Source organism: Geodermatophilus bullaregiensis, assembly GCF_016907675.1.
In the GTDB taxonomy this organism is placed as follows: Bacteria; Actinomycetota; Actinomycetes; order Mycobacteriales; family Geodermatophilaceae; genus Geodermatophilus; species Geodermatophilus bullaregiensis.
In genome coordinates this window covers 2,445,917-2,461,964 of the sequence record NZ_JAFBCJ010000001.1, presented here as the reverse complement: position 1 = coordinate 2,461,964, position 16,048 = coordinate 2,445,917, and the positions used below count along the sequence as shown (strand labels likewise).

Sequence of the window (16,048 nt, the reverse complement as noted above, 5' to 3'; positions counted from 1 at the left end):
GCCCCTCAGCCGGCGTGCGGCTGCAGGAACTCCAGGCGGTCGCCGAACGGGTCGGCGGCGTGGAAGGGATCGTGGCCGGGGAAGTCGTCGTCCCAGGTGACCGGGTGCCCGGCGTCCTCCAGTCGCCGGGCGGGAGCGGCCAGGCCGTCGACGAGCAGGCCGGGACGGGCCTTGCGGGCCGGGGAGACCGGCTCCTCGACGCCCAGGTGCACCTCCAGCGCGCCACCGCGGAACCAGCACCCGCCGCGCGCGGCGAGCACCGGCGGCTTCTCCAGCTCCCGCATCCGGTCCTCGTGTCCGACGCCAGGACCCCGAGCACGTCCCAGGTCGAGCGGGGCACCGCCGCGACGCCTGCGTGCGGAGGTGCGCCGGTGCTCGTCCATCCTGGGCGCATGACGCGCCGGGCACGAGTCGCCGTGGACGTCCACGACCTCCGCCTGACCGATCCCCGCGGGCAGGGGCGGCCGCTGGCCGACGGGCCGGGCGTGCGGGTCGTCGTGCTGATGCGGCACCGCCACTAGCTGCCCTGCCGGCAGCACCTGGTCCAGGTGCAGGAGGAGGTGCGCGCGGCCGGCGCCCCGGAGCTGGGGCCGGTCCTGGTCGGCTTCGGCCCGGCCGACCGGCTGGCCGCGGTCGTCCGCCGGGCCGGGTTCACCGGCACGGTGCTCAGCGACCCCGGCCGCGTGCTGTACCGCCGGCTGGGGATCGGGCGGGCGCCGTGGTGGCGGGTCTACAACCCCGGGACGCTCGCGCTGTACGCGCGGGCGCTGCGCTCGGGCACCCGGCTGGCACGGCCCTCCGGGGAGGACACCCGGCAGCTCGGCGGGGACGCCGTCGTCGTGGACGGCACGGTCGTCGAGGTCTGGCGGCCGCGCAGCCCCGACGACCGGCCCCCGGCCGGCGAGGTCGTGTCCGCGGCGCTCGCGCAGCGCTGAGCGCCCGGCGGCGGGCTCACAGCGGTGTGCGCGTTGGTTGCCAGGTGCTGGACCGGGCTCGCACGCTGGCGGGCGCTGGTGCCGGTCGGCTGACCACAGTGGGAGGCGTGACCTGCAGCACTGTGCGCCTATGGTGCAGTTGGTCTCCAGAGTGAGCCGTGAGCGCACATCACCGCCGGCGTCGGAGGCCACGGCCGCCAACCAATCGGCACACCGCTGTCAGTCGGCCAGCTCGACCACCACGGGGGCGTGGTCGCTGGCGCCCTTGCCCTTGCGCTCCTCGCGATCTACCAGGGCATTCGTCACCCGCGAGGCGAACGCAGGGGAGCCGAGGACGAAGTCGATCCGCATGCCCTCGCGGCGCGGGAACCGCAGCTGCGTGTAGTCCCAGTACGTGTAGACGCCGGGTCCGGGGGCGTGCGGCCGGACGACGTCGGCGTACCCGGCCTCGACCACCGCGCGGAACGCCACCCGCTCGCGCTCGGTGACGTGCGTCGAGTGCGCGAAGACGCTCATGTCCCACACGTCGTCGTCCTGCGGGGCGATGTTCCAGTCGCCGACCAGCGCCACCTGCGCGGCGGGGTCGGCGGCCAGCCAGCCGCCGGCCGCGCTGCGCAGCGCGCCCAGCCACTCGAGCTTGTAGTCGTAGTGCGGGTCACCCAGCGCCCGGCCGTTCGGCACGTACAGGCTCCACACCCGCACGCCCCCGCAGGTGGCGCCCAGGGCGCGGGCCTCGGCGGCGGGTTCCGCACCCTCCTTCGCGCTCCACGTCGGCATCCCGGGGAAGCCCGTCTCGACGTCGGCCAGCCCGACCCGGGAGAGCACCGCGACGCCGTTCCACTGCGAGTGGCCGACGTGGGCGACCTGGTAGCCCAGGGCCGTGAAGCGCTCCTCGGGGAACTGGTCGTCCCGGCACTTGGTCTCCTGCAGCGCCAGGACGTCGACGTCGCGCCGCTGCAGCCAGGCGGCCACCCGGTCGGCGCGGGTGCGGATGGAGTTCACGTTCCAGGTCGCGAGGCGCACGACCCCCGAGACTAGTGAGAGGACCTCCCCGTCCCCCACCGCTCGCAGGCTCGCGGCCGGCCCTGCAGGAGGGCCGGCCGTCGGGACCACGGTCGGCGAGCAGGAGACCACGGTCACGTCCCTTCGGGTGACCTGCACGTTCACGGGGTACGGGCGCCCCGTGACTGCCAGCGACCAGTGGGACCATGGGCCGGTGACCATGACCCGGACGACGCGCCGGACCCGCGGGACGACGCGATGACCGGGGCCGCCCACCGGGTGCGGTCGTGAGCGACGACGCCGACCTGACCCGCCCGATCGGCGACGCGCCGGCCCTCCCGCCGGTCCCCGGTACCCGGGGGGCGGAGCGGGAGGCCGAGGGCCACGGCTCCCGGCAGCGTCCCGAGTCGCGCTCGCTGGTCGCCGTCCTGGTGCTCACCGTGGTCAACGCCGTCGTCTGGGGCACCGCCTTCCTCGCCTCCGGCCGTCGCCGGCTGGGCGCGGCCGTGCTCGTGCTCTTCCTGCTGCTGGTCGCCGGCGGCGTCTGGGTGGCCACGGCCGGGCAGCGCACCGCGGCGCGGCTGCTCGTCGACTCCGGCAGCCTCACCTGGGTCCTCGCCGGGATCGTGGTGCTGGCCCTCGCGTGGATCGCCGTCGTCGTCACCGGCTACCGCTCGCTGCTGCCCCGGCGCAGCTCCCGTCCCCGGCTGGCCCTCGGGGCCCTGCTCGTCGTCGCCCTCGTCGCCGCCATCGCCTACCCGGCCTACCGGGTCGGCACGGTGGCGGTGGCCCAGCGCGGCCTGCTCGACGGCGTCTTCGCCGACGACCGCGAGTCGGCCACGGTCGACGACTCGGTCGACCCGTTCGGCACCAAGGAGCGGGTCAACGTCCTGCTCCTCGGCGGCGACGGCGGCGAGGGCCGCGAGGGCGTGCGCACCGACACGGTGATCGTCGCCAGCATCGCCACCGAGACCGGCGTGACCACGCTGTTCAGCCTGCCGCGCAACCTCGAGGACCTGCCGTTCCCGGCCGACAGCCCGCTGGCCGCGATCTACCCCGACGGCTTCGACGCCGGCAGCGAGAGCGAGAGCCTGCTCAACGCCGTGTACCGCAACGGCCCGGCGCAGCACCCCGGCGTCCTCGGGGCCACCGACGACCCCGGCGCCGACTTCCTCAAGCTCGGCGTCGGCGAGGCCCTCGGCCTGGAGATCGACTACTTCGTGCTGGTCAACCTCGACGGCTTCAGCCGCCTGGTCGACGCCCTCGGCGGCATCACGGTGAACGTGAACTACTACGTGCCGGTCAACGGCAACCCCGGGACCGGCGAGCTGCCCGACGCCTACATCGCCCCGGGGCCGGACCAGCGGATGGACGGCACGACGGCGCTCGACTTCGCCCGCGGGCGCTTCGGTCTCACCGACTACGACCGGATGGACCGCCAGCGCTGCACGATCACCGCGATCATCGACGCGGCCGACCCGATCACCCTGCTCGAGCAGTACCAGGAGCTCGCGGCCACGACGCAGGACATCGTCAGCACCGACATCCCGCGCACGGCCCTCGACGACTTCGTCGACCTGGCCTTCCTGGTCAAGGACGCCGAGGTCCGCAGCGTCGTGTTCGACACGAGCCTGATCGACCCGGCCTACCCGGACTACGACCTGGTGCGCCGGATCGTGTCCGACTCGCTGGCCCCGGCGGCCCCGGCGGCCCCGGCGTCCTCGGCGTCTTCCACCCCGCCGGCCGCCCCCGGCGACCAGGCCGCCGGTGCCGAGGGCGACACGGCCGGGCAGACGCCGACACCCCCGCCCGCCGCTCCGGCGGCCGACGTCGGCGACGCCTGTGCCTACGACCCGGTGCGGGCCCAGGAGGCCCTGGCCGCGGGCCAGCCGCCCACGAGGAACGGCTGACCGAGGACCCCGCCCGCCGGACCGTCCGCAGCTCGCGGCGGGACCCCGCAGGCGGCCGGACGCGGTGGGCCCGCCCGTGCCGCGCCACCGGCCGGGTGCCGGTCTGGTTGGCTCGGAGGCAGTCGGGGTCGAGCCCGGCGGGAGCGGAGGCGGCATGAGCACCCCACGGGACGGCCGACGCGAGCGGCTGGTCGCACTGCTCGTGCTGGGCATCGGCGCGGTGCTGCTGCTGTCCTCGCCGACCTGGTTCGGCAGCGGCCGCACGGAGGTGGGCACCGGACAGCTCGTGCTGGCCGTCGCCCTGCTCGGGTCGGGCGCGCTGCTGCTGCGCCGGTCCCGCGCCGGCTGAGGCGCCCGGCACCTGCCGGACCGGCCGCCCGGGCCCGGAACGGCGCGTCGGCGGACCAGGCGGCGTCGATCCACGCCGGCGCGTGGGCTCTCCCACGCGATGTGTGGAGGCCCTGCGGGAGGACCGCTCGCGGGGCGACGCCACCGGTCCGCCTGCACGGTGGGCGCCGCTTTGCGCAGGTCGGTGACCCGCACCACACTCCGGGGGACAGCGGACCCCAGGACGGGAGGAAGCGCGTGAAGCTGGACAAGCAGGAACTGGTGAAGATGTTGCGCGCCGAGGGCGACAACGACCGGGCCGACCGGGTGGAGGGCGGTCAGCTCCCCGACGAGATCGACACCGACCGGGACGCCGACGCCCTCACCGCGGCGGGCCTCGACGGCTCGACACTGCAGGCCAAGCTCGCCGGCGGCGCGATCGGCGGCAACCTGCAGATCTGAGGACTGCCCACCACTCGCGGGCTCGTGGTGGGCCCCGGGAGGCGGGCGGACGGAGCCGGCACCCGGCCGGGTGCCGGCCCCGTCGTCGTGCCGTGACGCCTCGGCAGGGGCCCGTCGCGGGCCCCTGCCGGCCTCAGCCGGCCCAGGGGCGCTCGCGGGCGAGCTCCTCCTTGGCGACCCCGCGGATGTGCACGGCGTCCGGGCCGTCGACGATCCGCAGCGTCCGGGCACTGGCGTAGAAGCGGGCCAGCACGGTGTCGTTGCTGACGCCGGCTCCGCCGTGCAGCTGGATGGCGCGGTCGATGACGTCGAGGGCGACCCGCGGGGCGGCGACCTTGATCGCGGAGATCTCGGTCCTGGCGCCCTTCGCGCCGTACTTGTCGATCAGGTCCGCGGTCTTGAGCACGTAGAGGCGGGCCTGGTCGATCTCGATGCGGGAGAGGGCGATGCTCTCCCGGACGGTCCCCTGCTCGGCCAGCGGCCGGCCGAAGGCGACCCGCTGCTTGGAGCGCTCCACCATGAGCGCCAGCGCACGCTCGGCCATGCCGATGGCGCGCATGCAGTGGTGGATCCGGCCGGGCCCGAGCCGGGCCTGGGCGATCATGAAGCCGTCGCCCTCGCCGGAGAGGATGTTGGACACCGGCACCCGGACGTCGGTGAAGCGCAGCTCCGAGTGGCCGTGCTGGTCCTGGTACCCGAACACCGGCAGGTGGCGGATGATCTCCAGGCCCGGGGTGTCCCGCGGGACGAGCACCATCGACTGCTGCCGGTGCGGAGCGCCCTCCGGGTCGGTCTTGCCCATGACGATGAAGATCTGGCAGCGCTCGTCGGCGGCACCGCTGGTCCACCACTTGCGGCCGTTGATCACGTACTCGTCGCCGTCGCGCACGATCGAGGTCTGGATGTTGCGCGCGTCGGAGGAGGCGACGTCGGGCTCGGTCATCGCGAAGCCTGAGCGGATCTCGCCCTCCAGCAGCGGGTCGAGCCAGCGCTGCTTCTGCTCGGGCGTCCCGAACAGCATCAGCGTCTCCATGTTGCCCGTGTCGGGCGCGCCGCAGTTGGTCGCCTCCGGGGCGATGGTCGGCGACCAGCCCATGATCTCGGCGACCGAGGCGTACTCGAGGTTGGTCAGGCCACCGAGCTCGTGGTGGAAGAGGTTCCACAGGCCCCGGGCGCGGGCCTCCTTCTTGAGGTCCTCGAGGACCGGCGGGTGGCCGTGGTCGTCGTGGCCGCGGGCGGTGCGCCACTCGTCGTACACCGGCTCGGCGGGGAAGACCTGCTCACGCATGTAGTCCCACATCCGGCCGCAGACGTCCTCGGCTCGGGCGGAGAGGGCGAAGTCCATGTGTCGGAAGGTATCCCTCCACGTGACCGGCGTCGCACCGGGGTCGCGCGCCGATCCGGGAGCCGGGCACCCGCTGACGCGGCGGGTGCCCGGCTCCCGGAGAGTCCTCCTGCACGGGCCCGCCGCCAGCCCGCGAACGGTGGGGGCAGGAGGACCCGCTCCTCTCAGACGCGCGAGGAGCGCGCGATCGTGCTGGTGACCGGACCGAGCGCGATCACGAGGCCGACGACCGCGGTGGCGACGTGCAGCACGTTGTCGGCGGCGTTGATGTTGAGGAAGTCCCACGGCTGGTTGATCGCGATGAGGCCGTAGACGAAGGCCGCCGCGTAGCCGACCGCGAGCAGCCAGCCGTAGGTGCGGGCGCCGGCCAGCGTGCGGGACAGCGCGATGCCGGCCAGGCCGATGACGATGTGCACGATGTTGTGCAGCGGGTTGATCATGAAGATCAGGAGCATCTCGTCCTGCGCGTTGTCGGCGAAGGAGTCGAAGCCGGTGACGAAGAAGCCGACGATGCCGACCAGGAGGTAGACGACCCCGAACGCGAGAGCGAGGGTCTGGGGCCAGGCCTTGGCCGGGCGGGCGCCGGTGTTTCCTGCGGCTGCGGACATGGGTGTTCCTCCGGATCGTGGGGTGCCCGCCGTCCTGGCGGGGTGTCCACCGAGCGGTACCCCGGCGTGATCACCGGTAACGGGGACTCCCCCTTCCGGGGGGTCCCCGTTACCGGAACGTCATCAGTCGCCGGGGCTGGTGCACCCGGACCTCGCGGGGACCGGCTCCTCCGGTTCGCCTCGCTCCCCCGGAGGGGGGACCCGGCGTCAGGGCCTCGGCGTCGGGCGGGGGCGGCGGACGACAAAGGGGCCGATGGCCAGCAGGTCGACCGGCGCGGACCCGAAGCACTCCAGGGCGTCGCGGGGGTCGTCGACCATCGGCCGGCCCGCGGTGTTGAGGCTGGTGTTGACCACCACCGGGATCCCGGTGCGGCGCTCGAACGCCGAGATCATCCGGTGCACCAGCGGCTCGGTGTCCTGGTCGATGGTCTGGATGCGTGCCGTCCCGTCGACGTGGGTGACCGTGGGGATGCGGTCCTTCCACTCCGGCGCGACGTCGTGCACGAAGAGCATGTACGGCGAGGGGATGGGCCCGCGGCTGAAGATCTCCGGAGCCCGCTCCAGCAGCACCATGGGGGCGACCGGGCGGAACTGCTCGCGGCCCTTGACGTCGTTCATCCGCTCGAGGTTGGCCTCGAAGCCGGGGTGGGCGAGCAGCGAGCGGTGGCCCAGCGCCCGCGGGCCGTACTCGCTGCGGCCCTGGAACCAGGCGACGATGCCGTTGTCGGCGAGCACCTCGGCCACGGCCTCGGCGACGTCGTCGGGTCGCTCGTGGTCGATGGCGGCGGTCTGCAGCCAGCGCTCGATCTCGTCGTCGCTCCAGCCGCGGCCGAGCGCGGCGCCGGGCATCGGCTCGGTGCGCTCGCCGAGCTCGTGCGCGACGTGCAGCGCGCTGCCCAGTGCGGTGCCGGCGTCGCCGGCGGCCGGCTGCACCCAGACCTGCTCGAACGGGCTCTCGGCGAGGATGCGGGTGTTGGCCACGCAGTTCAGCGCGGTGCCCCCGGCGAGGGTGAGGGTCTTCTCGCCGGTCTGGGCGTGCACCCAGCGGGCCAGGTCGACCAGCACCTCCTCCAGCCGCGTCTGGACGCTGGCGGCGAGGTCGGCGTGGTCCTCGGTCCACGGCTCGTCCTTGCCCAGCCGGGGCGCGAACTCGGCGAAGTCGATGCGCTCGGTGCGGAAGCCGCCGTCGTCGGTGGCGCGGATCAGCTCCGACAGCTCGCCGAGGAAGCGCGGCTTGCCGTAGGAGGCCATGGCCATGACCTTGAACTCGTCGGAGCTGCGCAGGAAGCCGAGGTGGTCGGTGAGCTCCTCGTACATCAGGCCCAGCGAGTGGGGGAGCGCCTGCCCGGCGAGGACCTCCAGCTGCCCGTCGACGTAGCGGCCGGCCAGGTGGCTGTGCGCCTCGCCGCGGCCGTCGAGCACGAGCACCGCGTTGTCGCGCTGGGGCACGGCCTTGCCGGCGGACGCGGCGTGCGCGACGTGGTGCTTGACGAAGCGGACCTTCGCGGGGTCGAGGCCGGGGAGGGCGTGGGCCAGGAAGTCCGGCGCCATCTCCGCGTACTTCTTGCGCATGACGTCGCCGTCGTCGAACAGGCCGGTCTCCTCGGGGGTGACCATCAGCGCGGGGTCGAAGGAGTAGGCGACGGCGTCGAGCTCCTCGGGGCGGATGCCCGCCTCCCTCAGGCACCACGCCGCCGACAGCTCGGGCAGCTCCCAGGCGCTCCAGGGCAGCGGGCGCTTGCCGTGCTTGCGCCGGCTGAACCGCTCCTCCTCCGCCGCGGCCACGACCCTGCCGTCGACCACCAGGGCCGCCGCCGGGTCGTGGTAGATGGCGTTGATCCCCAGGACCTTCACCCGTGCACTCCTCCCAGCCGGGCGCCGCGCCCGGTCGTCGTCGCGCTGATCTTCCCGGCGGGGCAGCGGGCCCGCAGGGCGAGCACCCGATGAGGTGGGCGCCCGCCGGTCACCCGGTGGCCCCGCGGACCCTCAGCAGGTCGTTGGCCTCGACGGCCCTCAGCGCCAGGGTCTTGTAGCCGACCTCCTCGAACAGGACGACGACGCGGTCGTCCTCCACCCGCATGACCACCCCCGGTCCCCACTCGGTGTGCTCCACCGGCGTCTCGGGCGGGAAGGGCGCCTCGGCGCCGGCGGTGGTCGCGCGCTCCTGCGCGGTGCCGGCCGAGCAGGTGTCGCAGTTGCCGCACGGCTCGTCGAGCTGCTCGCCGAAGTAGCCGAGCAGGAACTGGCGGCGGCAGTCGGTGGTCTCGGCGTAGCCGCGCATCATCTCCACGCGGCTCTGGTCGACCCGCTCGTGGTGCTGGGCCAGCTCGCGGGCGGCGGCCGCGGCCTCGCCCGGGGGCGGCGCGCCCTCCGCCGGGTGCGCGGCACCCTCCTCGTCGAGGACGACGGCCTCGACCTGCTCGAGCAGGTTGAGGTCGCGGGCCAGGGGGGTGGCGGCGCGGCCGGTCTCCTCGCGCAGCTGCCTGACGTCGACGCCCTCCTCGATCCCGGCCGCCGGCGCCGCGGCGACCAGCCCGGCCACCTGCTGCAGCTCCTCCTCGGCCGGGGTGCCGGCGGCGAAGAAGCGGCGCAGGCCGAGGTCCTCCTGCCGGTACACCAGGACGGCGAGCGCCGGGTCGCCGTCGCGGCCGGCGCGGCCGATCTCCTGGTAGTAGCTGTCGACCGAGTCGGCCGGCTCGCTGTGGACGACGAAGCGGGTGTCGGGCTTGTCGATGCCCATGCCGAAGGCGGTGGTGGCGACGACGACGTCGAGCTCGTCGTCCATCCAGGCGCGCTGGGTGTCCTCGCGCTCGCTCTTCCTGAGACCCGCGTGGTACGGCCGCGCCCGCAGGCCGCGTCCGGTGAGTGCCTCGGCGACGTCGAGCGTGCCCCTGCGGGTGGCGCTGTAGACGATGCCCGGGCCGCGGCCGGCCTCGACCTCGGCCACCGTGCGGTCGACCACCGCGTTCCGCTTGGCGTGCGCGTCGGCGTGGTGGTCGACCTCCAGCCGGATCTCGGGCCGGTCGAACCCGGCGACGACGACCTCCGGGTCGCGCATGCACAGCCGCTCGAGGACCTCCGCACGCACGGGTGGTGCTGCGGTGGCGGTGAGCGCCAGCACCGTCGGGTGGCCGAGCTGCTCGACCACCTGGCCCAGCCGGAGGTAGTCGGGGCGGAAGTCGTGGCCCCAGGCGGAGACGCAGTGCGCCTCGTCGACGACGAACAGCGCCGGGCCGGCGTCGCGGACGGCGTCGACCACCTCCGGCTTGGCCAGCTGCTCGGGCGCCAGGAACAGGTAGCGGACCGTTCCCTCCGCCAGGCCCTGCAGGGCGGCACGCTGGTCGCCGGCGGACAGGCTGGAGTTGAGCTGGGCGGCCCGGCCGACGGCGTCCCCGAGCTCGTCGAGGCGCTCGACCTGGTCGCGCTGCAGGGCGATCAGCGGCGAGACCACGAGCACCGGACCGTCGAGCAGCTGCCCGGCGACCTGGTAGACCGCCGACTTCCCCCCGCCCGACGGCAGCACCGCCAGGGTGTCGCGCCCGGCCAGCACGGCCTGCATGGCCCGCTCCTGACCGGGACGGAAGTCGTCGAAGCCGAGGACGTCGCGGGCGACCTCGCGCAGCCGGCGGGTGCGGACGGAGGCCGAGTTGCCGACGGGGTTGTCACCGGGTTCGGGTGGCACCGGCTGCGGCTGCCCGGGCGCCGAGATCGGCAAACGGACCACCGGTGGACACCGGGCGTGGCCGCCGTCACCAGGGGGCTCCCCCGGGGAGCGGGTCGCCCGCCAGGCGCTGTGACGACGGGCCGCCGTCCACAGGTCCGCGTCACCGCGGGCGGCTGAGCCAGTCCCGCTCGATCCGGTCGGCGGTCGCCGGGCCGCCGAGGAGAAAGCCCTGGACCTGCGGGCAGCCGAGCTCCCGGAGGCGCTGCAGCTGCTCCTGCGTCTCGACGCCCTCGGCGGTGACGGTGGCGCCGAGGTGCTGGGCGAGCGCGAGCACGGCGGAGACGATCGCGTCGGTCGGGCGGTCGTCGGGCAGCTGCGCGACGAAGGAGCGGTCGAGCTTGAACGCCTGCGGCGTCCGCTCGCGCAGCGCCGCGAAGCTGGAGTAGCCGGTGCCGAAGTCGTCCACGGCCAGCCGGACGCCGGCGGCGGTGAACTGCTCCAGGGCCGCGCGTGCCCCCGGCTCCAGGGCGCAGGACTCGGTGATCTCCAGCTCGAGGGCGTCGGCGGGCAGCCCGACACGGTCGAGCAGTGCCAGCACGCGGGGGGCGAAGTCGGCGGGCAGCAGCTGACGGGTGGAGACGTTGACCGCCACCCGCGGGGTGGCGGCGGGGCCGAAGACCCGCCGCCACCGCGCGGCCTGGGTGCAGGCCTGCTCGAGCACCTGCACGCCGAGCTCGTGGATCAGCCCGGTCTCCTCGGCCGCGGCGATGAACTCCGCCGCCGGCACCTCGCCGCGCTCGTCGTCGTGCCACCGGGCCAGCGCCTCGACGGTCTCGAGCCGGCCGTCGCCCACCCGCACGATCGGCTGGTAGGCGACGGCCACCGCGCCGGCGCCCACCGCGCGGCGCAGGGCAGCGCGCAACCCCAGCCGGTCGCGGGTCTGCTGGCGCAGCGGCTCGTTGAACAGCTCGTAGCGGTGCCCCCCGCTGGCCTTGGCCCGCTGCAGCGCCATGTCGGCTGCGCGGAGCACCTCCTCGGCGTGGCCGCTCCCGTCCGACCCGGCTGCGCCCTGCTCCTCGCGGAGCCGCGGTCCGGCCAGGCCCTCGGCGTCGGCGACCGCGACCCCGACACTGACGGTCACGACGACCTCCCGGCCGTCGACGGCGTACGGCTGGGCCAGCGCGGCGAGCAGCCGCTCGGCCACCCCGGCCGCCTCCTCGACGCCGCTGACGCCGTCGAGGAGGACGGCCATCTCGTCCCCGCCGAGGCGACCGACCAGGTCGGCGGGCCGCACCGCCTTCTCCAGCCGGCGCGCGACCGCCACGAGCAGCTCGTCGCCGGCGTCGTGGCCGAGCTGGTCGTTGACCCCCTTGAAGCCGTCCAGGTCGCAGTAGAGGACCGCGAACCGGGCGTCGGGGCCGCGCTCGGCGCGGTGCGCGGCGGCGTCGACCCGGTCCATGAGCAGCACCCGGTTGGCCAGCCCGGTGAGGGGGTCGTGGACCGCCGCGTGCTCGGCGGCCGCGATGCTGGCCTGCCGGCCGGTGACCAGCGCGCCGAGGGTCAGCCCGGCCAGGGTGAGGGTGACCAGGCCCAGCTGCAGGCGCAGCGGGCTCTCCACGACGTCCCGGCCGACCAGTGCCACGGCGACGGCGTTGGCGACGAGCACGGCGGCGGCCACCCGGGGCAGTCCGCCGCGGACGGCGATCCAGATGAGCGGCACGTAGACCAGGTAGGCGAGGTCCAGCCCGCCGACGGAGGGCTCGCCGTAGGCGAGGTACACGGTCGCCAGCAGCAGGGTGGCCTGCCCCGCGACCTCCAGCCGCCGGTCCAGCACGCGCCCGGCGAGCCGGCCGAGCCACCGTGGCCGGGCACGGTCCGGCCAGGACGGGCGCGGGTACCCCGGTCCGGGCCGGGGCGGGCCGGTGAGGGGCGGCCGGTCGCGCCACAGCGCGGGCACCCGCCGGCTCGCGACGAGCAGTGCCGGCGCCAGCACCCCGACGCCGGTCGCCCGGCCGGACCAGAAGCCCAGGACGCCCCGGAACCACTCGCCCCAGGTCAGCAGTCCCGTGACGGTGTACTGCAGGACCTGCGCGACCGCGACGACGAGCGGCCCGGCGACGGCGGCCAGCCCCAGGAACCAGGCGACGTCGCGCTGGCCGGGCAGCCGCGGGTCGATCCGCAGCCGCCGGAGCAGCAACCAGGCCACGGCCGTGTAGACGGCGGTGCTCAGCACGCCGCTGAGCCAGACGCTGGTCCAGCTCACGTCCGGACTGCTGACCACCAGCCCGTGCAGGGGGTCGGTCAGCAGGAGGAGCGGGGCGTAGCGCAGCCCGAACACCAGCAGCAGGGCGAAGCTCAGCCCCGTCGGGGGGTACCACAGCGACACCTCCTGCCGGGCCTGGAAGACGCTGGCGATGGCGTCCAGCCCGAGCCAGAGCCCCAGGTACACCACCGAGACGATCAGTGGACCGCGCCACCGGCGCATGCTCGTCGCGCCCTCCTGTCCCCGACGGCCGGACGGGCACCGGCTGCGTCCCTCCCCTGCCCCAGGCCCAGGGGCCTACACGCCGGGGCCGCACGGTGGCCTCCCTGCGGGGCCTGCCGCGAGCCTGCGAGCGGTGGGGGCAGGGGGGTCCTTCCCCTAGCCTGCCGCGGTGACCACCAGCTACCGGATCGCCGAGGCCGCGGCGCTGCTCGGGGTCAGCGACGACACCGTCCGCCGCTGGGTCGACAGCGGCCGGCTGCCGGCGCGGCGCGAGGGCGGTGGCCCGGCCGTGGTGGACGGCGCCGACCTCGCCCGCGTCGCCACCGCGCTGCACGAGGCGCCCGAGCCCGGTGCCACCCGCGGGTCCTCGGCGCGCAACCGGCTGGCGGGGATCGTCACGCGGGTCGTCCGCGACACCGTCATGGCCCAGGTGGAGATCCAGGCCGGTCCGTTCCGGCTGGTCTCGCTGATGTCCCGCGAGGCCGCCGACGAGCTGGGCCTGGAGGTCGGCGTCCGGGCGGTGGCCACGGTGAAGGCCACGCAGGTGGGCGTCGACGTCCCCTGAGCGGTCTCAGCTGAGGACGTCCTACCCGATCGGGTAGCCGCACCCTCGGGTTCGGCAGCGCTATCGTCTTCCGCAGGCGCGGATCGCCGGTCCGCCGGCGGGGAGGAGACCCGGTGCGCAAGGTGGCGGCGGTGCTGGCCGCGGTGGTGCTGGGCGCCACGGCCTGCGGGGGCGGGGAGGGCGCGGCGGCGTCGTCGGCGTCCGACGGCGGCGGCGGGCTCACCGGCACGCTCACCGTCTTCGCGGCCGCCTCGCTCACCGACGTCTTCACCGACCTCGGGCAGCGGCTGGAGGGCGGCAACCCGGACCTGACCGTGCAGTTCAACCTCGCCGGCAGCTCGGCCCTGGCCACCCAGCTCACCCAGGGCGCCCCGGCCGACGTGTTCGCCTCGGCCAACGGCGCGCAGATGGACGTCGTCACCGGCGCCGGCCTGGCCGACGGCGACCCGACCGTCTTCACCGCCAACGTGCTGCAGATCGCGGTCCCCGCGGGCAACCCGGCCGGCGTCACCGGGCTCGCCGACTTCGGCCGCGAGGAGCTCACCCTCGCCGTCTGCGCGCCCGAGGTGCCGTGCGGTGCGGCCGCCGAGGACGTCTTCGCCGCCGCCGGCGTGACGCCGCGCCCCGACACCCAGGAGGAGGACGTGCGCGCCGCGCTGACCAAGGTCGAGCTCGCCGAGGTCGACGCCGCGCTCGTCTACGCCACCGACGTGGTCGCCGCCGGGGACGCCGTCGAGGGCGTCCCCGTCCCCGAGGCCGAGGACGTCGTCAACGACTACCCGCTGTGCACCCTGGCCGCCGCCCCGAACCCGGAGGCCGCGCGGGCCTTCGTCGACCTGGTCCTCTCCGAGGAGGGGCAGCAGGCGCTCGAGGCGGCCGGTTTCCGCGCCCCGTGAGGCGCTCCCGGACGCCGGCGCCCCTGCTGGTCCCCGCCGCCCTCGCGGTCGCCTTCCTGGTCCTGCCCCTGGCCGGCCTGCTGGTCCGGACGCCGTGGTCGCAGCTCGGCACGCTGCTCACCGCCCCGGGCGTCGGGCAGGCGCTGCGCCTCTCCCTCGTCTCGGCGACCCTCGCCACCGCCGTCTCCGTCGTGCTGGGCGTCCCGCTGGCCTGGGTGCTCGCCCGCTCGCAGGCGCGCGGCCGGGCGGTGCTGCGCGCGCTGGTCACCGTGCCGCTGGTCCTGCCCCCGGTCGTCGGCGGCGTCGCGCTGTTCCTCGTCCTCGGCCGGCAGGGCATCGTCGGGAGCTGGCTGGCCGACACCACCGGGATCACCATCCCGTTCACCACCGCCGCGGTCGTCATCGCCGAGACCTTCGTGGCGATGCCGTTCCTCGTCATCAGCGTCGAGGGCGCGCTGCGGGCCGCCGATGCCCGCTTCGAGGACGCCGCCGCCACCCTCGGCGCCGACCGCTGGACCACCTTCCGACGGGTCACCCTGCCGCTGGTCGCACCCGGCGTGGCCGCCGGCGCGGTGCTGTGCTGGGCCCGCGCGCTGGGGGAGTTCGGCGCGACGATCACCTTCGCGGGCAACTTCCCGGGGACGACGCAGACGATGCCGCTGGCCGTCTACCTGGCCCTGCAGCGCGACCCGCAGGCGGCCATCGTGCTCTCGCTGGTGCTGCTCCTCGTCTCGGTGGCCACGCTGCTGCTCCTGCGCGACCGCTGGCTCGGGCGCGGAGCGGCCGCGTGAGCCTGGCGGCGCACGTGACGGTGCAGCGGGGCCCGGTCGCCGTCGACGTCGCGTTCGAGGTGGCCGACGGCGAGGTGCTCGCCGTCCTCGGTCCCAACGGCGCCGGCAAGTCCACGCTGCTGCGGGTGCTGGCCGGCCTGCTGCCCCCGCAGGGCGGCCGGGTCGCCGTCGACGGGCGGACCTGGGACGACGTCGCCGCCGGCGTCCACCTGCCCGCGCACCGCCGCCCGCTCGGGATGGTGTTCCAGGACCACCTGCTGTTCCCGCACCTGTCGGTGCTGGACAACGTCGCCTTCGGCCTCCGGACGCGGGGCGCGTCCCGGACGGCGGCCAGGGCCGCGGCCGCCGCCTGGATCGAGCGGGTGGGCCTGGCCGGCCTCGGCGACCGGCGGCCCGGGCAGCTCTCCGGCGGGCAGGCGCAGCGGGCGGCGCTGGCCCGCGCGCTGGTCGGCGACCCCGCGCTGCTGCTGCTCGACGAGCCGCTCTCGGCGCTGGACGCCCGCACCCGGCTCGCCGTCCGCGCCGAGCTGCGCCGGCACCTGGCCGACTACGCCGGGAGCACGGTCCTGGTCACCCACGACCCCGTCGACGCCATGGCGCTGGCCGACCGGGTGCTCGTCGTCGAGGACGGCGCCGTGGTGCAGGCCGGCCCGCCGGCCGACGTCGCCCGGCACCCGCGCACCGACTACGTGGCCCGGCTGGTCGGGCTCTCGCTGCTGCCCGGCACCGCCGACGGCCTGACCGTGCGGCTGGACGGCGGCGGGGTGGTCGCCGTGGCCGAGCCGGCGCGGGGGCCGGTGCTGGTGGCCGTCCGCCCGGAGTCGGTGGCGCTGTACCCGTCGCGGCCCGAGGGCAGCCCGCGCAACGCCTGGCCGGCGCGGGTGGCCGGCGCGACGCCGCACGGCTCGACGGTGCGCTGCGAGCTCGACGGCGAGGTGCCGCTGGTCGCCGACGTCACCGCGACCGCGTTCGCCGAGCTGGGGCTGGCCCCCGGCTCGCCGGTGTGGGCGGTGGTCAAGGCCTCCGAGGTCGCCGTCTACACGCGGTGACAGGGTGGC

16 protein-coding genes and 1 pseudogene are annotated in these 16,048 nt (G+C 75.5%); 10 read left to right on the top strand and 7 right to left on the bottom strand.

Annotation, left to right across the window (positions count from 1 at the left end):
• Positions 1–5: 5 nt before the first annotated feature.
• Complete coding sequence (locus tag JOD57_RS11635; RefSeq protein ID WP_204692179.1) at positions 6–284, bottom strand: VOC family protein; 279 nt, start codon at positions 282–284, stop codon at positions 6–8.
• Positions 285–392: 108 nt separating this feature from the next.
• On the opposite strand from JOD57_RS11635, the gene JOD57_RS26270 reads away from it, so the two are divergent.
• Together JOD57_RS26270 and JOD57_RS11630 are read left to right on the top strand one after the other, a co-directional pair.
• Complete coding sequence (locus tag JOD57_RS26270) at positions 393–521, top strand: hypothetical protein (protein WP_275582080.1); 129 nt, start codon at positions 393–395, stop codon at positions 519–521.
• A 27-nt stretch (positions 522–548) separates the two neighbouring features.
• On the top strand, positions 549–935 hold the full coding sequence (locus JOD57_RS11630; protein ID WP_204692178.1) for an AhpC/TSA family protein: 387 nt from the start codon (positions 549–551) through the stop codon (positions 933–935).
• 219 nt (positions 936–1,154) lie between these two features.
• On the opposite strand, the gene JOD57_RS11625 is transcribed toward JOD57_RS11630, so the two are convergent.
• Entirely contained in the window at positions 1,155–1,958 is an 804-nt protein-coding gene (locus tag JOD57_RS11625; protein WP_204692177.1) for an exodeoxyribonuclease III, read from the bottom strand.
• Positions 1,959–2,224: 266 nt separating this feature from the next.
• On the opposite strand from JOD57_RS11625, the gene JOD57_RS11620 reads away from it, so the two are divergent.
• The 3 genes from JOD57_RS11620 (at position 2,225) to JOD57_RS11610 (ending at position 4,636) form a co-directional block, all read left to right on the top strand.
• Entirely contained in the window at positions 2,225–3,847 is a 1,623-nt protein-coding gene (locus tag JOD57_RS11620; RefSeq protein ID WP_307824626.1) for an LCP family protein, read from the top strand.
• A 154-nt stretch (positions 3,848–4,001) separates the two neighbouring features.
• Positions 4,002–4,196 carry a hypothetical protein gene (locus JOD57_RS11615; RefSeq protein WP_204692176.1) on the top strand — a complete coding sequence of 65 codons (195 nt, stop codon included), beginning with the start codon at positions 4,002–4,004 and terminating at the stop codon, positions 4,194–4,196.
• A 236-nt stretch (positions 4,197–4,432) separates the two neighbouring features.
• Positions 4,433–4,636, top strand: coding sequence for a hypothetical protein (locus JOD57_RS11610; protein WP_204692175.1), 204 nt, complete (start codon positions 4,433–4,435; stop codon positions 4,634–4,636).
• Between the two features lie 133 nt (positions 4,637–4,769).
• On the opposite strand, the gene JOD57_RS11605 is transcribed toward JOD57_RS11610, so the two are convergent.
• The 5 genes from JOD57_RS11605 to JOD57_RS11585 all read right to left on the bottom strand — a co-directional run bounded on the left by JOD57_RS11605 (position 4,770) and on the right by JOD57_RS11585 (position 12,738).
• Positions 4,770–5,981 (bottom strand): acyl-CoA dehydrogenase family protein, encoded by a 1,212-nt coding sequence (locus tag JOD57_RS11605; protein ID WP_204692174.1) that lies wholly within the window; start codon positions 5,979–5,981, stop codon positions 4,770–4,772.
• A gap of 164 nt (positions 5,982–6,145) precedes the next feature.
• On the bottom strand, positions 6,146–6,589 hold the full coding sequence (locus JOD57_RS11600; RefSeq protein WP_204692173.1) for a DUF4383 domain-containing protein: 444 nt from the start codon (positions 6,587–6,589) through the stop codon (positions 6,146–6,148).
• A 207-nt stretch (positions 6,590–6,796) separates the two neighbouring features.
• Complete coding sequence (locus JOD57_RS11595; protein ID WP_204692172.1) at positions 6,797–8,443, bottom strand: carbamoyltransferase family protein; 1,647 nt, start codon at positions 8,441–8,443, stop codon at positions 6,797–6,799.
• Positions 8,444–8,552: 109 nt separating this feature from the next.
• Positions 8,553–10,271, bottom strand: a complete 1,719-nt coding sequence (locus JOD57_RS11590; RefSeq protein ID WP_204692171.1) for a RecQ family ATP-dependent DNA helicase — start codon at positions 10,269–10,271, stop codon at positions 8,553–8,555.
• Positions 10,272–10,413: 142 nt separating this feature from the next.
• Entirely contained in the window at positions 10,414–12,738 is a 2,325-nt protein-coding gene (locus JOD57_RS11585) for a putative bifunctional diguanylate cyclase/phosphodiesterase (protein ID WP_204692170.1), read from the bottom strand.
• A gap of 169 nt (positions 12,739–12,907) precedes the next feature.
• On the opposite strand from JOD57_RS11585, the gene JOD57_RS26860 reads away from it, so the two are divergent.
• The 5 genes and pseudogenes from JOD57_RS26860 to JOD57_RS27425 all read left to right on the top strand — a co-directional run bounded on the left by JOD57_RS26860 (position 12,908) and on the right by JOD57_RS27425 (position 16,039).
• The gene (locus JOD57_RS26860) at positions 12,908–13,303 is read left to right on the top strand and encodes a TOBE domain-containing protein (RefSeq protein ID WP_204692169.1); all 396 of its coding nucleotides are present in this window, start codon (positions 12,908–12,910) and stop codon (positions 13,301–13,303) included.
• Between the two features lie 113 nt (positions 13,304–13,416).
• Positions 13,417–14,199, top strand: a complete 783-nt coding sequence (gene modA, locus JOD57_RS11575) for a molybdate ABC transporter substrate-binding protein (protein ID WP_204692168.1) — start codon at positions 13,417–13,419, stop codon at positions 14,197–14,199.
• Positions 14,196–14,990, top strand: a complete 795-nt coding sequence (locus tag JOD57_RS11570; protein ID WP_204692167.1) for an ABC transporter permease — start codon at positions 14,196–14,198, stop codon at positions 14,988–14,990. Before modA ends, JOD57_RS11570 begins: the two co-directional genes overlap by 4 nt.
• A gap of 29 nt (positions 14,991–15,019) precedes the next feature.
• Positions 15,020–15,463, top strand: a pseudogene (locus JOD57_RS27430) (ATP-binding cassette domain-containing protein); the annotation flags it as partial.
• 120 nt (positions 15,464–15,583) lie between these two features.
• Positions 15,584–16,039: a TOBE domain-containing protein gene (locus tag JOD57_RS27425; protein ID WP_443667593.1), complete on the top strand. Its 456-nt coding sequence runs from the start codon at positions 15,584–15,586 to the stop codon at positions 16,037–16,039.
• Positions 16,040–16,048: the final 9 nt, after the last annotated feature.